The sequence below is a fragment of the Kitasatospora sp. NPDC059673 genome (assembly GCF_042734215.1).
Taxonomy (GTDB): Bacteria; Actinomycetota; Actinomycetes; order Streptomycetales; family Streptomycetaceae; genus Kitasatospora.
Window position 1 is genome coordinate 38,637 of sequence record NZ_JBHWEN010000001.1, and the last position, 17,503, is coordinate 56,139.

Consider the following 17,503-nt stretch of genomic DNA (forward strand, 5'->3'; position numbering starts at 1 on the left):
GACGAGACGCTGATGGACTCCTGGTCGTCGATCGGGTTGCCCTCGACGGTGACCATCTTCTGCAGCTTCAGGACGTTCGCCATGGTGTGCTCCTCGGTGTTCGTTTCCTCCGCCCGACCGGTCGGCCGGTGCGGTGAGAAAAGAACACCAGCCCCCGCTCCGAGACCGCTCCGAGAGCGCTCCGAGGAACGAAAACGGCGCCGCCCCGGCTCCCTCCGCCGCGCAGCGAAGGGAGCCGGGGCGGCGCCACAGGAGGTACTACATGTTGATCATGTGACCGGCGAGGCCGTGGATGGCCTCCTTGACGGCCTCGCCCAGGGTCGGGTGGGCGTGGATGTTGCGGCCGACCTCGTGCACGGTGAGGTCCCACTGCTGGGCCAGCGTCAGCTCGGGCAGCAGTTCGGTGACCTCGGGGCCGATCAGGTGCGCGCCGAGCAGCTCGCCGTGGGTGTTGTCGCAGATCACCTTGACGAAGCCGACGGGCTGGCCGAGGCCGTGCGCCTTGCCGTTGGCGGTGAACGGGAACTTCTGCACCTTCACGTCGTGGCCGAGCTCGCGGGCCTGCGCCTCGGTGTATCCGAAGGAGGCGACCTGCGGCTGGCAGTAGGTGGCGCGCGGGACCATCACGAAGTCGATCTCCATGGTCTCGGCCTTGGCGATGGTCTCGGCGGCGACCACGGCCATCGCCTCGGCGGCGTGCGCCAGCATCAGCTTGGCGGTGACGTCGCCGATCGCGAAGATGTGCTCGGCGCTGGTGCGGCCCCGCCCGTCCACGGCGATCGCGCCGCGTTCGGTGAGCTGCACGCCGGTGACCTCCAGGCCGTAGCCCTGGGTGCGCGGCGCGAAGCCGATCGCCTGGAGCACCTTGTCGGCCTCCAGCACCTCCTGCTTGCCGTCGCGGGTGACGGTGACCCGGACGGGCTTGTTCGGGTCGGAGTCGTCGATCGCGTCGACCCGGGTGGAGGTGAGCACCTGGATGCCCAACTTGCGGTACTGCTTGGCGAGTTCGGCGGACACGTCGGCGTCCTCCAGCGGCACCATGCGGTCCAGGAACTCGACGACGGTGACCTTGACGCCGTAGTTGTGCAGCACGTACGCGAACTCGACGCCGATCGCGCCGGCGCCCGCGATGATGATCGACTCCGGCAGCTGCTCGGTGAGGATCTGCTCCTCGTAGGTGACGACCCGCTCGCTGAGCGAGGTGCCGGGCAGCAGGCGGGTGGTGGCGCCCGTGGCGATGATGCAGTGGTCGAAGGTGACCATCTGGAACCCGCCGGCGGACAGCGCGACCTGCAGGGTGTGGTCGTCGACGAAGGTGCCCCAGCCGTCGTATTCGGTGATGCTGTTCTTCTTCATCAGGTAGTGGACGCCCTTGACCCGGCCGTCGGCGACCTGCCGGGAGCGGCTGAACGCCTTGCCGTAGTCGACGGAGATCCTGCCCTCGACCTGGATGCCGTAGAGGTCGGCCTCCTTCAGCACGGTGTGCGCGAGTTCGGCGTTGCGCAGCAGTGCCTTGGAGGGAATGCAGCCGACGTTCAGGCAGACGCCGCCCCAGTACTTGGCCTCGATCACGGCGGTGCGCAGACCGAGCTGGGCGGAGCGGACAGCGGCGGTGTAGCCGCCGGGGCCGGCGCCCAGGACGACCACGTCGTAGTGCGTGCTCATGTTCCTCGTTCCTCCGGTGACTTCGAAGACCACGTTGGCTTCGCGGCCATGGTGTCAGTACATCAGGTCACGAACCGTCACAGCTCCGGGAGGTCGGGCAGCGCGCGCAGGTGCAGCCAGTCGTCCAGCAGCGGGCGCAGTGGCCGGTCGGTGTAGTGGGCGGCGTGCGCGGCGAAGTCCTCGGTGGTGACGACGGCGTGCCGGTGGCCGGTGGCCCAGTCGCGCAGCAGGCGGAAGAACGCGGCGTCGCCGAGGGCGCAGCGCAGTGCGTGGACGGTGAGGCCGCCGCGTTCGTACACCCGGTCGTCGAACATGTGCGCCCTGCCGGGGTTGCCGATGGCCAAATCCTGTGGCAGGCCGCGTAGTTGGCGGTGGGCTTCGGCGGCCTTGTGCTGGGTGGTGGGGCCGCCGGCGCGTTCGGACCATAGCCATTCGGCGTACTTGGCGAGGCCTTCGTTGAGCCAGATGTGCCGCCAGTCGGCGATGGTGACGCTGTTGCCGAACCATTGGTGGGCGAGTTCGTGGGCGACCAGGCGTTCCCAGCCGCGCTGCCCGTCGATGTGGTTGCGGCCGAAGGTGGCCATGCCCTGCGCCTCGACGGGGACGTCCAGTTCCTCGTCCACCACGGCGACGGTGTACTCGCCGAACGGGTACGGGCCGAACAGTTCCTCGAACAGGCGCATCATCTGCGGCTGCCGGACGAAGTCGTGCTCGAACGCGGCCTGCAGCGCCAGCGGCACCCAGGCGATCTGCGGGACGGTACCGGGGACGCGTTCGGTCAGCGGGAACTCGCGCAGCGGGGCGATCGCCAGCCCGACCAGGTAGGACGCGGTGGGCGCGGGCTGCTCGTACACCCAGGTGGTGGCGGAGGACCGGGTGGTGCGGCTGAGCAGTCGGCCGCCGGTGACCACGGTGTACGGCGACGCGGTGGTGACGGTCAGCTGGTAGGCGGCCTTGTCGGCGGGCCGGTCGTTGCAGGGGAACCAGGACGGCGCGCCGATCGGCTGGGAGGCGACCAGCGCACCGTCCTCGATCTCCTCGAAGCCGAGGCCGCCCCAGGGGCTGCGGACCGGGCGCGGGTTGCCGGACCAGTGCACCTCGCAGGTGAAGAGGGCGCCGGCGGCGGGGGCCTTGGCGGGTTTGATCCGCAGTTTGCCTTCGCGGTGCGTGTAGCGCGCGGCCCTGCCGTCGACCAATACCTTGCCGATCCGGAACACCCCCAGGTCGAGGGTGAACTCGCGCAGCGGCTCGGGGCCCGCTATGGCGGCGATCCGGGCGGAGGCGGCGAGCCGGTTGGGGCCGGGGCGGTAGTCGAGGGCCAGTTCGTAGCGGTGGGCGCGGTAGCGCGGGTCCCCATTGCGGGGGAAGTAGGGGTCGGCGCTCACCGGTGCGATTCCTCCTGGTGCCAGGCCTCGATCGGGTTGCCGAGCCAGCGGGTGTCGGCGGGCACCGTCTCGGCGCGCATCACCAGCGAGGCCGGCCCGAGGGTGGTGCGTTCGCCGACGGTGCTGCCGGGCAGCACGATCCCGCCCGGGCCGAGGGTGGCGCCCGCGCGGAGCTCCACGGTGTCCAGCCGCATGATCCGGTCGTGGAAGAGGTGGGTCTGGAGCACGCAGCCCCGGTTGATGCTCACGCCGTCGCCGAGGGTGACCAGGTCGGCCTCGGGCAGCCAGTAGCTCTCGCACCACACGCCGCGCCCGATCCGCGCGCCGATCGCGCGCAGCCACAGCGTCATCACCGGCGTGCCGGCGGCCCGGCCGACCAGCCAGGGCACGGCCAGCACCTCGGTGAAGGTGTCGGCGAGCTCGTTGCGCCAGACGAAGGAGGACCACAGCGGGTGCTCGACCGCCCGGAACCGGCCCACCAGCAGCCACTTCGCGGCGGCGGAGACCACGCAGGCGACGGCGCCCGCCGCCAGCAGCACCAGCCCCGACAGCAGCGGCTGGTCCAGCGCGCAGAGCGCGGCGGCCGTCAGCACGGCCAGTGCGGCGGAGGCCAGCACCGGGACGATCCGGCCCAGCTCGGTCACCCCGCGCGCCCAGCGCAGCCGGGCCGGCGGCTCGTAGGTGAGCGCCAGGTCGGCGGTGTCGGCGGCCCGGGGCAGTCTGACCGGCGGCATGCCCAGGTAGGAGCTGCCGCGCTTGGCCTTCTTCGGCGTCGCCGACAGCACCCCGACCAGCCCCCGGTCCGGCACCGCCCGCCCGGGCGCGGTCATGCCGGAGTTGCCGAGGAAGGCGCGCTCGCCGATCTCGGCCCGCCCGATCCGCACCCAGCCGCCACCCAGCTCGTACGGGGCGATCAGGGTGTCGTCGGCGAGGAACGCCCCGTCGCCGACCGTGGTCAGGCTCGGCAGCGCGAGCACCGTGGACACCTCGGCGCCCTTGCCGACCCGCATCCCCAGCAGCCGCAGCCACACCGGGGTGATCAGCGCGGCGTACAGCGGGAACAGCGTCTCCCGGGCCAGGTCCATCAGCTGGCTGACCGTCCACGCCTGCCAGCCGATCCGGCCGTGCAGCGGGTGGTACCCGGTGCGCAGCCCCCGCGACAGCAGCCGGACCCCGATCAGCACCTTCGCGGCGTACGCCAGCCCGTAGGCGAGCGTGGCGGGGACGAGCGCGAGCAGCGCGCCCCGTACGGCCTGGGCGAGGCCGTCGCCGGGGTGGACGAACCGGCCGGCGATCAGCAGGGCGGGCAGCGCGGAGAGCAGCGGCAGGGCGGACAGCACGAACCCGGTGGCGCCGTAGACGGCCGCCCAGCGGGCGGTGCGCGGCGGGCGCTGCTTGGGCCAGCCTCGGGTGGCCTTGCCGGTCTTCACGGCGGGCGCGCCCGCCCAGCGCTGGCCGGTCGGGACGTGCCCGGTGACGCTGGAGCCGGGCGCGACCTCGGCCCGCTTGCCGATCTTCGCGCCGGGCAGCAGCGTCGAACGGGTGCCGACCACCGCGCCCGCGCCGATCCGCAGCGCGCCGATCTCCAGCCGGTCGCCGTCCAGCCAGTAGCCGGACAGGTCCACCTCGTTCTCGATCGCGCAGCCCTTGCCGAGCCGCAACAGGCCCGTCACCGGTGGCAGCGCGTGCAGGTCCACGTCCGGCGCGACCCGGCAGCCCAGCGCCCGCGCGTACCGCACCAGCCAGGACCCGGACAGCTGCACCGCCCCCGACGCCTCGGCGATCCGCTCCGCCGTCCACAGCCGAAGGTGCACGCCGCCGCCGCGCGGGTACGTGCCGGGGCGGACGCCGCGCAGCAGCAGCCGGGCACTGCCCGCGGCGATCGCCAGGCGGCCGGGCGCCGAGTACAGCAGCGCCGCGCCGGCCAGCAGCAGCCACCACGGCGCGGTGGGGGCCCACGGGTAGTCGCCGAACAGGCTCAGGGCGGTGCCGAGGACGGCCAGCAGCAGCGACCAGCGCAGGCCGGTCAGGGTGGCCGTGGGCAGCATCAGCAGCAGTTGCAGGGCCTGGGCGCGGCGCGGGGTCGGCTCGACTGTGCGGGCCGGGCCCTCGGGCTGTGCGGACTTCTCCAGCAGCCGGGCCAGCTTGCGCAGCGTCGGCTGCTGGTAGATGTCGATCACCGAGACCGCCGGACAGCGGCCGCGCAGCAGCGTGGTGAGCTGTGCGGCGGCGAGCGAGCCGCCGCCGATCGCGAAGAAGTCGTCGTCGGCGCCGCGCACCGGGGTGCCGAGGATCTGCGTCCACTGCTCGGCCAGCCACGCCTCGGTGCCGTACAGCTGCTCGGCGGGGCCGGAGGTCTCCAGGTCCGACAGCGGCCAGGGCAGCGCGTCCCGGTCCACCTTGCCGGACGTCCGGGTCGGCAGGTGTTCGACGGTGGCCAGCAGCGGCACCAGCGCGGCGGGCAGTTCGGCCCGCAGCCTGGCGACCGCCGCATCACGGTCGAAGCCGTCCTGGACCACCAGGTAGCCGACCAGCAGCTGGTTGCCGCCCCGCGCCGTCCGCACCGCGGCTGCCGCACCGGACACGGCGGGCAGCGCCTGCAGCGCCGCGTCCACCTCGCCCAGTTCGATCCGCCGGCCGCCCAGCTTGATCTGCTCGTCGGCCCGCCCGAGGAACACCAGCCCCTCGGGTTCGGCCCGCACCAGGTCGCCGCTGCGGTACGCCCGCTCCCAGCCCAGCGACGGGAGCGGCGCGTACTTCTCGGCGTCCTTCAGCGGGTCCAGGTACCGGGCCAGGCCGACCCCGCCGATCACCAACTGTCCGCTGCCGCCCATCGGCACCGGCGCGCCCGCCTCGTCGACGACCGCCAGCTCCCAGCCGTCCAGCGGCAGTCCGATCCGGATCGGGGCCCGCCCTGTCAGCAGCGCCCCGCAGGCGACAACGGTCGCCTCGGTCGGGCCGTAGGTGTTCCACACCTCGCGGCCCTCGGTCACCAGCCGCTCCGCCAGCTCCGGCGGGCACGCCTCACCGCCGAAGATCAGCAGCCGCACCTCGTTCAGCGCCTCGGCCGGCCACAGCGCGGCCAGCGTCGGCACCGTGGAGATGACGGTGATCTCCTGCTCGGCCAGCCACGGCCCCAGATCCGCACCGCTGCGCACCTGCGCGCGCGGCACCGGCACCAGGCACGCGCCGTGCCGCCACGCCAGCCACATCTCCTCGCAGGACGCGTCGAACGCCACCGACAGCCCCGCCATCACCCGGTCCCCGGGCCCGATCGGCTCCTCCCGCAGGAACATCGCCGCCTCGGCGTCCACGAACGCCGCCGCACTGCGATGCGTGACCGCCACGCCCTTCGGCTTGCCGGTCGAACCGGAGGTGAAGATGATCCACGCGTCGTGCTCCGGCCCCGGCGGGGCGGCCTCGTGGCCCGAGGGCTTCACCTTCTCCGGCCGGCCCTCCACCCCGATCACCGCGTTGACGTCCGCCTCGCCGAACACCAGCTCCGCGCGCTCGTCCGGATCCTCGAAGTCCACCGGCACGTACGCCGCACCCGCCGCGAGCACCCCCAGGATCGCCACGTACAGCTCGTTCCCACCCGAGGGCACCCGGACCCCGACCCGGTCCCCCAGCCCGACCCCGGCCGCCCCCAACTCCCCCCGCACCCGCTCCACTTCGGCCATCAGCCCGGCATAGCTCAAGGTCTGCCGCCCGTCGTCCAGGGCGGGCTCCTGCGGGTACGCGGCCGCTGTCGCCGCGAGCACATCCACCAGCGTCCGCGCCGCGGCCGCCGGCCGGGCGCGGAACAACGCGGTGTCGGAATCGGTGATCATGGCCATACGGTCCTTGTCCTGGGTTCCCCGGCAGCCAACCGAACGTGTCCAAAACGCGACAACCCGGGAAAGTCTAGGTGAACGGGGCCGTGACGCCAGGGGCACGGGGAACCGCGCGAGCCGGAAGGCACCCAACGGCAGGATCGCGACGCACGCCCGACCTGCTCGTGGCCGCGACCCTGCCGTACCGGGCGCCCGGCTACTGCCCCCGCCGCACCGCGCCCGGCGCCTTGCGCGCAGGCCGGTCCGCCCTCTTCGCGGACGTCAACTGCCAGGGCACCGATATGACCATCACCCCGGGCGTGAACAGCAGCCGGCTCTTCAGCCACAGCGCCGACTGGTTGTGCAGCAGGTTCTCCCACCACCGCCCCACCACGTACTCCGGAATGAACACCGCCACCGCGTCCCCCGGCCACTGCTCCTTCAGCTCCCGCACATGCGTCACCACCGGCTTGGTGATCTCCCGGAACGGCGACTCCAGCACCCGCAGCGAAACCTCCAGGCCGCTGGCCTCCCAGGCGGACCGCAGGTCGGCCGTCGCCTCCGGCTCGACGTCCACCGTGACCGCCTCGACGGTGTCCGGCCGGAACGCCTCCGCGTAGCCCAGCGCCCGCAGCGTCGGCTTGTGGAGCTTGGAGACCAGCACCACCGCATGCACCTGGCGCGGGCGCGAGCTCTCCGCGGCCACGTCCTCGACGGAGAGCTCCTCCGCGACGTGGTCGTAGTGCCGCCGGATGCCCCGCATGGTGAGCCAGAGCAGCAGCGCGGCAACCACGGCCAGCCACGCGCCCTGGGTGAACTTGGTGATCAGGACGATGACCAGCACCAGCGCGGTGGTGACGGCGCCCAGCCCGTTGATCAGCCGGCTGCGCTGCGCGGCTGCCCGCACCGCCGGGTCGCGTTCCTCCGCCAGCGCCCGGTTCCAGTGCCGGACCATGCCGATCTGCGACAGCGTGAAGGAGGTGAACACGCCGAGGATGTACAGGTGGATCAGGCTGGTGACGTCCGCCTTGTAGAACCAGAGCAGTCCGCCGGCCACCACGGCGAGCGCGATGATGCCGTTGGAGAAGGCCAGCCGGTCGCCGCGGGTGTGCATCTGCCGGGGCAGGTAGCGGTGCTGGGCGAGGATCGAGGCGAGCAGCGGGAACCCGTTGAACGCGGTGTTCGCGGCCAGGATCAGCACCAGCGCCGTCACGGCCTGGATGAAGTAGAACAGCAGCGTGTCGGAGCCGCCGAAGACGGTCGCGGCGAGCTGCGCGATCACCGTCTGCTGGGTGTAGGTGTGACAGTCGCCGGCCAGGCCGGTCAGCTGGCAGGCGTCCTCGACGTAGTGCACGTGCGAGGTGAGGGCCAGCAGCGTGACGCCGACGAACATCACCACCGCGACGATGCCCATCACGGCCATGGTGGCGGCGGCGTTGCGGGACTTGGGGGCACGGAACGCGGGCACGCCGTTGGAGATCGCCTCGACGCCGGTGAGCGCGGTGCAGCCGGAGGCGAAGGCGCGCAGGCCGAGCATCAGCAGGCCGAAGCCCTGGAGGGTGTCCTTGCCGTCCACGGCGGCGATGCCGAGGGCCGCCGTGGGGGCCTGCGGGTTGTCGCCGAAGGCCAGCCGGATCAGGCCGGTGACGACCATCAGCAGGATGCCGCCGATGAACAGGTAGGTGGGGGCGGCGAAGGCCCGGCCGGATTCGCGCACGCCGCGCAGGTTCATCGCGGTCAGCAGCGCCACGAAGCCGACCGCCAGCGCCACCCGGTAATCGGCGAGCGAGCCGAACGCGGAGATGATGTTGTCGACGCCGGACGCCACCGAGACGGCGACCGTCATCACGTAGTCGACGAGCAGTGAAGCCGCCACCACCAGGCCGGAGTTGGCGCCGAGGTTGCGGGAGACCACCTCGTACGAGCCGCCGCCGCTCGGGTAGGCGTGCACCACCTGCCGGTAGGACATCACCACCACGGCCATCAGGGCGACCACGCCGGCGGCGACCCACGGGGTGAGGTACAGGAAGGCGGTGCCACCGACGGTGAGGACGAGCAGGATCTCGCCGGTCGCGTAGGCCACCGAGGAGAGCGGGTCGGAGGCGAAGATCGGCAGCGCGAGCCGCTTGGGGAGCAGCGTCTCGCCGAGCTCCTCGCTGCGCATGGCGCGGCCGATCACGAGGCGCTTGAGCGCCTGGGGGAGGTTGAACACAGCACGGGAGCGTATGCGCCCCTGCCGTTAAGACAAGCAGCCTGTCCGATCAGTGGATTTGCCGCATTCCCGCAGGCCAGAGGCAATGCAAGTGATCGAATCGAAGGCCCAGGGGCCGTAAAGGCTGCCGTTAAGGATTCGTCAATGTCTCTTGTCGGGCGCCGCAAAACGGGACAAAACAGTCACCGGGAGGCCGGCAGCCGGGCCTCGATGGCGGCCAGAACCGCCCTGATCGTCGCCACGTCGCCCTTGTCGGCCACCTGGTCGCCCTCCTTCAGCTTCACCAGCAGCGTGCCGCCCGGCTCCAGCACGATCAGTGAGGTCTCCTCCACCCCGTTGCCGCCCTGGTGCCGGATCGCCACGTCCAGGTCCGGCACCCGGATGCCCTGCCGGGCGACCTCCCGCAGGTCGTACCGGCCGTCTTGGCCCAGCACCGTCGGCGTCCCGTCCAGCAGCCGGTTGAACCACTCCCAGCGCGCCGCCTGCCGCACCAGCACCCAGTCCGTGAGCAGCAGCACCAGTGCCCCGTACAGGCCGCCCACCACCGAGTTGTCGTTCCCGATCACCGCGTTCTGCACCACATTCGACAGCAGCAGCATGACCACCAGGTCGAAGGTGTTCAGCTGGGCCAGCCCGCGCTTGCCGACCACCCGCAGCAGCACCAGCAGCGCCAGGTACACCAGTACGGTGCGCAGCGTCTTCTCGCCGTACGAGATCCCCGCCTGGAACATGTCGTGCCACATGCCCGCCACCGTAGGCACCGGCCCGATCCACCGCTCCGGCCCCCACGCCCGCACTCCCCCGGACGGCCTACCGGCGGCGGGTGCCCGGATCGCCACCCCCGGCGGGTGGCCGGCAGCAGACCGGTCGAACAGTCCAGGTAGCGCCTGCCCGGCGGCGGGTGTGCCCTCCGGTGGCGGATCGGGGACCGGGCCACGAGGGTGACTTCCGGGGGAACACCGGAACGCCTCACCGGAAAAGAGCGAGAGATGCCCGAAGTCACCAAACCGTACGAGACCGGCACTCCGTGCTGGGTCGATCTGATGGCGAAGAACCAGCAGGCGGCGCTGGACTTCTACCGCGACCTGCTCGGCTGGCAGGGCAAGCCCGGCCCGGCCGAGTTCGGCGGGTACGCGGTCTGCGAACTGAACGGCAAGGCCGTCGCCGGGATCGGCCCGGCGATGGCGCCCGAGGGCCAGCCGGAGCCGCCGACCGTGTGGACCACCTACCTGGCCACCACCGACGCGCAGGCCACCCAGGACGCGATCGTCGCCGCCGGCGGCACGCTGCTGGCCCCGGTGATGGACGTCGGCAACCTGGGCCGGATGCTGATCGCCCAGGACCCGCAGGGCGCGGTGTTCGGCGTGTGGCAGGCCCTCGACTTCTCCGGCGCGCAGGTGGTCAACGAGGCCGGCGCGGTGGTCTGGAACGAGCTGCACACCAGCGACATCCCGGCGGCCACCGCCTTCTACGGCGAGGCGTTCGGCATCGAGATCGAGCCGATGGAAGGCGCGAAGGACTACTGGGCGCTGCAGGTCGGCGGCCGCGCGGTCGGCGGTGCCACCCTGCTCGCCAACGACCCGCCCGGCACCCCGGCGCACTGGCTGACGTACTACGCGGTGGACGACGTGGACTCCACCGTGGACGCGCTGGCCAAGCACAAGGGCACCGTGCTGGTCCCGCCGTTCGACATGGTGGCCGGGCGGATGACGGTGGTCTCCGACCCGCAGGGCGCACCGTTCGCGATGATCAAGCCGAAGCCGATGTAGGCGCCTGTCGCGCTCCCGAAAGCCGCCCGCCCGGGTCCGTCCGGGGCGGGCGGTGCCGTGTGTTCCGGTGTGCGGTCTGCCGGGCGGACGGTACCGTGCGGCCTGCCGTGTGGTCCGGCGTGCGGTCAGGGCAGGACCGGGCCGCAGGTGAACAGCAGCGGGAGGACGGGGGCGGCGGCCGTGGTGAGCACAGCGGCGGCGCGCAGCGCGGGGTGCGGGGCGGTGGCGGGGGCCAGCAGGCGGCGGACCCGCAGCAGCGCGGCGGGGCCGCCGGCGGCGAACGCGGCCTGCGGGACCTGGCCGCCGGCCACCCGGTACATGGCGGCGGCGAGCACGGCGCGCGGGTGGCGGCGCACGGCCCGGTCGTCGGCGGCCATCTCCAGCAGCAGCGGGGTCTCCCGGGCGGCGAGGCGGGCCAGCGGGAGGAACGGGAACGCGGCGGCGAGCGCGTCCGCGGCGGTGCGGGCCAGGTGGTGACGGCCGGTGACGTGGGCGCGCTCGTGGGCGAGCACGGCGGCGAGTTGACCGTCCGTGAGGACATCGAGCGCGCCGCGGGTGAGCACGATCCGGGAGCGGCGGCCGGGCAGGCAGTACGCGGCGGGGATGTGGTGGTCGAGGACGTGCGCGCCGAGGCGCGGGTCGCGGGCGGCGACCAGGTCGAGCACCGTCCGGTGGCGGCTCCGGTGCCGGGCGGTGCGGGCCAGCACGGTGGCGAACCGGCCGAGCGGCCAGAGCGCGGCCGCGGCGGGCAGCAGCAGCCGCCATCCGCCGCCGAGGGCCGGCCCGACGGGGTGGTCGACACCGCACAGGTGCATCAGGCCGACCAGCCCGAGGTGCAGGTGGCCGCCCGGGACGGCCACGTGATGGACGGCCAGCACCAGGGCGGTGAGGAAGGACAGCGCCAGCCCCTGCCAGAGCGCGACGGCCAACCGGGGCGCGCGGTGTGTCCAGCGCGCCCGGGCCAGCGGCAGCGGGGCGAGCACGCCGACCAGCATCGCGTACCCGAACAGCGCGAGCGCGGCGCTCACCGTGCGCCCCCTGCGCCGCCTGCGCCGCCGCGGCCCGGCTGCTCGCGGTCTACGGAGTCGATGGCGGCGCGCAGCGCGTCGAGTTCGGCCGGGGTGAGCTGCTCGACCAGGTGCGCGAGGGCGCCGGTGGGGTTGGGGCTCTCGCCGAGCACGTCGCGCATCAGGGCGGCGCTGTACGCCTCGCGGGTGCACGCGGGCCGATAGCTCCAGGCCCGGCCGGACTTCTCGCGGCGCAGCATGCCCTTGCGGTGGAGGATGTCGGCGACCGTCATCACGGTGGTGTACGCGAGCGGCCGGGAGCGGTTGAGGTCGTCGACGATCTCTCGGACGGTGGCGGGGCGGCCCCACGTCCACAGGCGGTCCATGATCTCCGCCTCCAGGTCGCCGAGTCTGCGCACTGCCGTTCCGTCCTCTTCGGGTCCCACCGGTGGTCCGGCTCATCGTAGTGGGCGCGGGGTGGCTTGCCGGTCCTTCTACTGAACTACTAAGTTGTCTCGTAGTTAAGGCCCGGAGTTCTGAGGAGAGACGCAGCGATGGGAACGCACCGCCGCCCCCGACCCGCCGGACGCACCAGGACGGCCGTCCTCGGCGCGGCGGCCGGCGCCGCCGTCCTGCTGCCCACCGGCTCGGCCTGGGCCGAACCGGCCACCGGCACCATCGACCAGGTCAAGGCCAAGGTCGACGCCCTGTACGAGGACGCCGAGGCGGCCACCGAGCAGTACAACAAGGTGGACGAGCGGGCCAAGCAACTCCAGGACCAGGCCGGGAAGTTGCAGGACCGGCTGGCCGGACAGCAGGCGAAGATCCTGCAACTCCAGGACACCCTGGGCGCGTTGGCCGCCGAACAGTACCGCGGCGGCGGAGTCGACCCGAGCATGCAACTGATGCTCAGCTCCTCCCCCGACGAATACCTGCGCCGGGCAGGCCTCCAGGACCTGGCCGGCGGGCAACAGGCCGACGCGCTGCGCAGCGCGCTGCGCCTGCAGCAGTCGATCGACCAGGACCGGGCCGAAACCGCGGGCAAGCTGGCCGAGTTGGAGCAGGCCCGCAGCACCCTGGCCGCGAAGAAGACCGAGGTGCAGGACAAGCTGGCCGAGGCCAGCCGCGTCCTGGCCGGTCTCAAGGCCGCCGACCGGGCCCGCGTCCTCGGCGACAACAACCAGGCGGCGTCCCGCAGTTCGACCCGCGGCCAGACCTACACCGGCCCCGCCACCGGCCAGGTCAAGGCGATCCTCGACTTCGCCTACGCCCAGATCGGCAAGCCCTACGCCTGGGGCGCCACCGGCCCCAACTCCTTCGACTGCTCGGGCCTCACCCAGGCCGCCTTCCGGGCCGGCGGTGTCAGCCTCCCCCGCGTCTCCCAGGACCAGTGGAACGCGGGCAAGCGCATAGCGAAGGCCGACATCCAGCCCGGCGACCTGCTCTTCTACTACAACGACCTGCACCACGTCGGCATCTACATCGGCAACGGCAAGCTCCTGCACGCCCCCCGCACCGGCAAGAACATCGAAATCGTGGACATGGACGTCATGCCGTACATGGGCGCGGTCCGCCCCTGAGCGGCGCCGGGCTACGGGTTGATCGAGATGCTGCGGACCCGAGTCGCGCTGGTGTTCGGCGCGTGCTCCGTGCGGTTCCTCAAACGCTCATGAGCCGGAATCGCCCGACTCCGTGACGGGCAGGCACTCGGCCAGGAGGTCGAGCATGTCGCGCCAGGCCCGGGCGGCTTGGCGGGGGTGGTGGCCGACGCCCGGGAGGACGACGGCGTTGACGGTGGGGTGGTGGAAGGCGTGCTGGGCGCCGCCGTAGACGGTCAGGCGCCAGTCGACGCCGGCGTCCTGCATTTCGGCGGTGAAGGCCTCGCGGCGCTCGGCGGACATGATCGGGTCCTCGGAGCCGACGCCCGCCCAGACCGGGCACGGGATGTTCGCGGCCTCGCCGGGGCGGCCGGTGGTGACGGCGTTGAGGGTGCCGATGGCGCGCAACGGGGTTCCGGCGCGGCCGAGTTCGAGGGCGATGGCGCCGCCGGTGCCGTAGCCGATGGCGGCGATCCGGTCGGGGTCGGTGCGCGGTTCGGCGAGCAGGACGTCGAGGCCGGCGCGGCCGATGCCCCGCATCCGCTCGGGGTCGGCGAGCAGCGGGAGGGCGCGGGCCAGCATCTCCTGCGGATCGGTGAACCAGCGGCCGCCGTTGATGTCGAACAGCAGTGCCACGTAGCCGAGTTCGGCGAGGGCGTCGGCCAGGCCGCGCTGGAAGTCGCTCAGGCCGGGGCCTTCGGGGCCGATCAGCACCCCGGGCCGGCGGCCGGTCCCGGCGGGCAGCGCGAGGTGGCCGGCCATGGTCAGGCCGTCGGCGGGGTAGTGGACCGTGCGGGAGGTGACCGTCGTCATGCGATCGGACTGTACGGACCGTCGCACCCGCTCGGTACCGTCCTTAGCTGCGGGCAGAGCGGAAGGGGTGCACGGATGCGGCTGCGCAACGTCGGGCTGGGGGACGTCGGGGCGTACCTCCGGATGCGGTGCGACCCGGCGATGACGGCCGAGTTGGGCGGGCCGCTGCCGGCCGAGGGCATGGCCGAGAAGGTCCGGCTCGATGTGGAGCGGACGGCAGCGGACGACTGGTGGGTCCGGATGATCGTGCCGGACGGCGCCGGGCCCGAGGTGGTCGCGGGGACGGTGACGCTGTGGCCGCACGAGGAGGACGGCGCGTCGATCTCCGAGATCGGGTGGATGGTGCTGCCGGAGTTCCAGCGGCGCGGACTGGCCAAGCGGGCCGTCCGTGAGGTGCTCGAAGCGGCCGGCGCGGACGGGCGTTGGGGCCCGGTGCACGCCTTCCCCGGGGCGGCCAACGGCGCGTCGAACGCGCTGTGCCGCTCGCTCGGGTTCGAACTGCTGGAGGAGCGCGAGGTGGTGTTCGCGGGACGGGTGCTGCGGACCAACCATTGGGTGATCGAGCCGTAGGGCGGAGAGTTGGTGGCCCGGCCCCGGCCGCGGGAGACGTGTCGGCCGGGGCGGGCCGGTCGGTGGGCCGGGCGATCAGCGCTCGCGGCGGGTGCGCGGCGGCCGGGGGCTGCGGGCGGGCGGACGCACGGTGGCGAGCGGGCGGCGCGGGGCGGGGATGGCCGGCGGGCGGGACTTCTGGAACATGCGGGAATCCTCGTTCTCGATCGGCGGCCCGCCCGTGTGACGGGACGGGTCGGGTCCGCTCAGCATGCGGCACCCGCTCGGCCGCATCCGGACGGCGCAACGGGAAGCCACCCGAACGGGCCAGGGCGGCCCGCGTGTCGGGCCCGGGCGGCCCGCGTGCCGGGCTGGGGCGGCCCGCGTGCCGGGCCCGGCGGGCGCTGTGTCAGCATTCGGAGCACAGGCCGCTCCAGGGTCAGGACAAGCGGCCGGATCGGAGGGACTGTGGGAACCGTCGTCGCCCCCAAGCCGCTGCTGCTCCAGGACGGCCGGCCGGCCGCCGCCGGGTGGTCGCTGGACCCGTCGTTGCGGCATCTCAATCACGGTTCGTTCGGGGCGGTTCCGCTGGCCGCACAGCGCGCGCAGCAGGATCTGCGGGAGGAGATGGAGCGCGCCCCGGTGGTGTGGTTCCCGGCGCTCCCCCGCCGGGTCGCCCGGGCACGGGCCGCGATCGCCGAATTCCTGGGCGCCCCGGTCGAGTTCACCGCGCTGGTGCCGAACGCCAGTGCGGGCGCGAGTGCCGTGTACAACAGCCTGCCGCACCGGCCGGGCGGGGAGGTGCTGGTCACCGACCACGGGTACGGGGCGGTCACCATGGGCGCGGCCCGGCTGGCCCGGCGCTGGGGCGGCTCGGTCCGCACCGTGCACGTGCCGCTGGCGGCCGGTCCGGAGGAGGCCGCGGCGGCGGTACTCGAGGGGATCGACGACCGCACGGCGCTGATCGTGCTGGACCAGATCACCTCCGCCACCGCGCGCCGTCTCCCGATCGACCTGATCGGTCCGACCGCCCGCGAGCGCGGCATCCCGCTGCTGGTGGACGCCGCGCACGTCCCCGGCCTGCTGGAGGACCCGCGGGCGGGCCTGGACTGCGACGCCTGGGTCGGCAACCTGCACAAGTTCGGCTGCGCGCCGCGCGGCACCGCCGCGCTCGTCGCGCGGGGCGAACTCCGGCACGCGCTCTACCCGTTGATCGACTCCTGGGGCGCGGAGGAGCCGTTCCCGGAGCGCTTCGACACCCAGGGCACGGTGGACGCGACGAGCTATCTGGCCGCGCCGACCGCGCTCGACTTCGTCGCGGAGCACTGGGGTTGGCCGCAGACCCGCCAGTACATGACTGAACTCGCCGACTACGCACAGGAGTTGATCGGCGAGGCGTTCGCCGATGCCACCGGGGAGTCGGCCGCGGCGGAGGTCGGCATGCCGGTCAACGCGCTGCGGCTGGTCAAGCTGCCCGCCGGGCTGGGGCGGACCCGGCTGGAGGCGGACGGCCTGCGGGACCGGCTGGCAACGGAGTTCGGGGTGGAGGCGGCATTCACCAGCTTCGGCGGGACGGGTTACTTCCGGCTCTCCACGCATGTGTACAACACCGCCGCGGACTACGAGTACTTTGCCGAGACCTGCGTCCCGGTGCTGTGCGCCTGGGCCGCGAAACACCGCCAGGAGGCTTGAGGCGATGGGCAGTTACCGGAAGGTTCCACCGGGTCGGCGGCGGGTGCAGGTGGATCTGCCGGTGGAGCTGGCGGAGTGGCTGCAGAACTTCGCGGAACTCTCGCACCGGACGGCGACGGACGTGGTGCGCGGGCTGGTCGAGCTGGAACGGCAGCGGGTGGAGGCGAACTGGTCCCGCCCGGAGTGACCGGCCCTCCCACCGGCCACCGCTACGACGGGAGTTCGGCGTAACGGCGGCAGGTGGGAACGAACCGGCCCCGCGTGCAGTGCGCAGCGCGGGGTCACCGGCCTTCGCTACGCCGGGAGTTCGTAGTCGAGGTGGATGCGGTGGGTGCCGTCCTCGTCGATCACGATGCCGCCGGTGCCGGTGATGCCGGCCAGGCCCGCGGTGCCGCTGCCGGGGACGATCACGAAGTACTCGCCCTCACGGCCGGCGCCCAGCGTGGTGGCGGAGTGCGCGAAGTTGAACGTGCCTTCGGTGTCGTGCAGTTGGCCGGCGAAGGACTCCATGGCGAGGTACGTCCCGACGCCCGCCGCATGGTCGAAGGCCGAGGTGAAGAGCGTGGTGGAGCGCCCCTCGATTTCGCCCCGGAACTCCTTGCGCATGGTGGCCACACCGACGCCGACGGCGGTCTTGATGTCGCCCTCCGGGACGGGCGCGGGGGTGAACTCGGGGACGGTGAAGGTGCCTGATGCTCGCATGGGCGCGATGGTAGAGGCTGCCACCGACAACCGGCGGCCCGTCAGGGCGCGGTGGCCACTGGTGCGGGCGGTGCGGGGCGGCGACCGGGGGCGACGAACCGACAACCGGCGGCCCGTCAGGGCGCGGTGGTCACCCACTCCGGGTAGGCGGTCGGCGTGGGGCGGCGCCGGCGGCGGGCGAGCATGCCGAGGATCGCGGCGATCAGCAGGAACAGCGCGCCGAGCACCGCCACGACCAGTGCCGCCTTGCCGAGTCGGCCCCACTGCCGCATGTGCGTACCCGTTCCCCGCGCCGAACG

15 protein-coding genes are annotated in these 17,503 nt (G+C 73.0%); 5 read left to right on the top strand and 10 right to left on the bottom strand.

All coding sequences use genetic code 11. The features are described from left to right. Positions 1-258: 258 nt before the first annotated feature. The 5 genes from lpdA to ACFV18_RS00175 all read right to left on the bottom strand — a co-directional run bounded on the left by lpdA (position 259) and on the right by ACFV18_RS00175 (position 9,817). Positions 259-1,665, bottom strand: a complete 1,407-nt coding sequence (gene lpdA / locus ACFV18_RS00155; protein WP_380477886.1) for a dihydrolipoyl dehydrogenase — start codon at positions 1,663-1,665, stop codon at positions 259-261. A 77-nt stretch (positions 1,666-1,742) separates the two neighbouring features. Continuing rightward, positions 1,743-3,050: a M1 family metallopeptidase gene (locus ACFV18_RS00160; RefSeq protein WP_380477887.1), complete on the bottom strand. Its 1,308-nt coding sequence runs from the start codon at positions 3,048-3,050 to the stop codon at positions 1,743-1,745. After that, positions 3,047-6,880 (bottom strand): Pls/PosA family non-ribosomal peptide synthetase, encoded by a 3,834-nt coding sequence (locus tag ACFV18_RS00165; protein WP_380477888.1) that lies wholly within the window; start codon positions 6,878-6,880, stop codon positions 3,047-3,049. The genes ACFV18_RS00160 and ACFV18_RS00165 overlap by 4 nt, the downstream gene beginning before the upstream one ends. Before the next feature lie 199 nt (positions 6,881-7,079). After that, complete coding sequence (locus ACFV18_RS00170; protein ID WP_380477889.1) at positions 7,080-9,074, bottom strand: APC family permease; 1,995 nt, start codon at positions 9,072-9,074, stop codon at positions 7,080-7,082. A gap of 182 nt (positions 9,075-9,256) precedes the next feature. Continuing rightward, the gene (locus ACFV18_RS00175) at positions 9,257-9,817 is read right to left on the bottom strand and encodes a DUF421 domain-containing protein (RefSeq protein WP_380477890.1); all 561 of its coding nucleotides are present in this window, start codon (positions 9,815-9,817) and stop codon (positions 9,257-9,259) included. A 246-nt stretch (positions 9,818-10,063) separates the two neighbouring features. Between ACFV18_RS00175 and ACFV18_RS00180 the strand changes: the two genes are divergently transcribed. Next, positions 10,064-10,843, top strand: coding sequence for a VOC family protein (locus ACFV18_RS00180; RefSeq protein WP_380477891.1), 780 nt, complete (start codon positions 10,064-10,066; stop codon positions 10,841-10,843). 125 nt (positions 10,844-10,968) lie between these two features. Here the strand turns inward: ACFV18_RS00180 and ACFV18_RS00185 are convergent, their stop codons facing one another. Both ACFV18_RS00185 and ACFV18_RS00190 read right to left on the bottom strand, forming a co-directional pair. Beyond that, complete coding sequence (locus tag ACFV18_RS00185) at positions 10,969-11,871, bottom strand: M56 family metallopeptidase (protein WP_380477892.1); 903 nt, start codon at positions 11,869-11,871, stop codon at positions 10,969-10,971. Beyond that, positions 11,868-12,269, bottom strand: coding sequence for a BlaI/MecI/CopY family transcriptional regulator (locus tag ACFV18_RS00190; protein ID WP_380478298.1), 402 nt, complete (start codon positions 12,267-12,269; stop codon positions 11,868-11,870). Before ACFV18_RS00190 ends, ACFV18_RS00185 begins: the two co-directional genes overlap by 4 nt. Positions 12,270-12,404: 135 nt before the next feature. On the opposite strand from ACFV18_RS00190, the gene ACFV18_RS00195 reads away from it, so the two are divergent. Further along, positions 12,405-13,430 carry an NlpC/P60 family protein gene (locus ACFV18_RS00195; protein ID WP_380477893.1) on the top strand — a complete coding sequence of 342 codons (1,026 nt, stop codon included), beginning with the start codon at positions 12,405-12,407 and terminating at the stop codon, positions 13,428-13,430. An 87-nt stretch (positions 13,431-13,517) separates the two neighbouring features. Here the strand turns inward: ACFV18_RS00195 and ACFV18_RS00200 are convergent, their stop codons facing one another. Beyond that, entirely contained in the window at positions 13,518-14,261 is a 744-nt protein-coding gene (locus ACFV18_RS00200) for a dienelactone hydrolase family protein (protein ID WP_380477894.1), read from the bottom strand. A 75-nt stretch (positions 14,262-14,336) separates the two neighbouring features. Between ACFV18_RS00200 and ACFV18_RS00205 the strand changes: the two genes are divergently transcribed. From ACFV18_RS00205 to ACFV18_RS00215, 3 genes are all read left to right on the top strand, one after another. Continuing rightward, a complete protein-coding gene (locus tag ACFV18_RS00205; RefSeq protein WP_380477895.1) occupies positions 14,337-14,831 on the top strand; it encodes a GNAT family N-acetyltransferase in 495 nt (164 codons plus the stop codon). A gap of 447 nt (positions 14,832-15,278) precedes the next feature. Beyond that, positions 15,279-16,502 (top strand): aminotransferase class V-fold PLP-dependent enzyme, encoded by a 1,224-nt coding sequence (locus tag ACFV18_RS00210; protein WP_380477896.1) that lies wholly within the window; start codon positions 15,279-15,281, stop codon positions 16,500-16,502. Positions 16,503-16,506: 4 nt separating this feature from the next. After that, complete coding sequence (locus ACFV18_RS00215) at positions 16,507-16,689, top strand: hypothetical protein (RefSeq protein WP_380477897.1); 183 nt, start codon at positions 16,507-16,509, stop codon at positions 16,687-16,689. A 107-nt stretch (positions 16,690-16,796) separates the two neighbouring features. Here the strand turns inward: ACFV18_RS00215 and ACFV18_RS00220 are convergent, their stop codons facing one another. Both ACFV18_RS00220 and ACFV18_RS00225 read right to left on the bottom strand, forming a co-directional pair. Next, positions 16,797-17,204: a DUF3224 domain-containing protein gene (locus ACFV18_RS00220; protein ID WP_380477898.1), complete on the bottom strand. Its 408-nt coding sequence runs from the start codon at positions 17,202-17,204 to the stop codon at positions 16,797-16,799. Between the two features lie 116 nt (positions 17,205-17,320). Next, the gene (locus ACFV18_RS00225) at positions 17,321-17,476 is read right to left on the bottom strand and encodes a hypothetical protein (RefSeq protein ID WP_380477899.1); all 156 of its coding nucleotides are present in this window, start codon (positions 17,474-17,476) and stop codon (positions 17,321-17,323) included. Positions 17,477-17,503 lie beyond the last annotated feature (27 nt).

What these genes read in the sequence shown, in the direction of transcription:
- ACFV18_RS00195 (WP_380477893.1), top strand. Translation starts at nt 12,405, where the DNA reads ATGGGAACGCACCGCCGCCCCCGACCCGCCGGACGCACCAGGACGGCC.
- lpdA (WP_380477886.1), bottom strand. Translation starts at nt 1,665, where the DNA reads ATGAGCACGCACTACGACGTGGTCGTCCTGGGCGCCGGCCCCGGCGGC.
- ACFV18_RS00180 (WP_380477891.1), top strand. Translation starts at nt 10,064, where the DNA reads ATGCCCGAAGTCACCAAACCGTACGAGACCGGCACTCCGTGCTGGGTC.
- ACFV18_RS00200 (WP_380477894.1), bottom strand. Translation starts at nt 14,261, where the DNA reads ATGACGACGGTCACCTCCCGCACGGTCCACTACCCCGCCGACGGCCTG.
- ACFV18_RS00215 (WP_380477897.1), top strand. Translation starts at nt 16,507, where the DNA reads ATGGGCAGTTACCGGAAGGTTCCACCGGGTCGGCGGCGGGTGCAGGTG.
- ACFV18_RS00220 (WP_380477898.1), bottom strand. Translation starts at nt 17,204, where the DNA reads ATGCGAGCATCAGGCACCTTCACCGTCCCCGAGTTCACCCCCGCGCCC.
- ACFV18_RS00175 (WP_380477890.1), bottom strand. Translation starts at nt 9,817, where the DNA reads ATGTGGCACGACATGTTCCAGGCGGGGATCTCGTACGGCGAGAAGACG.
- ACFV18_RS00165 (WP_380477888.1), bottom strand. Translation starts at nt 6,880, where the DNA reads ATGATCACCGATTCCGACACCGCGTTGTTCCGCGCCCGGCCGGCGGCC.
- ACFV18_RS00205 (WP_380477895.1), top strand. Translation starts at nt 14,337, where the DNA reads ATGCGGCTGCGCAACGTCGGGCTGGGGGACGTCGGGGCGTACCTCCGG.
- ACFV18_RS00225 (WP_380477899.1), bottom strand. Translation starts at nt 17,476, where the DNA reads ATGCGGCAGTGGGGCCGACTCGGCAAGGCGGCACTGGTCGTGGCGGTG.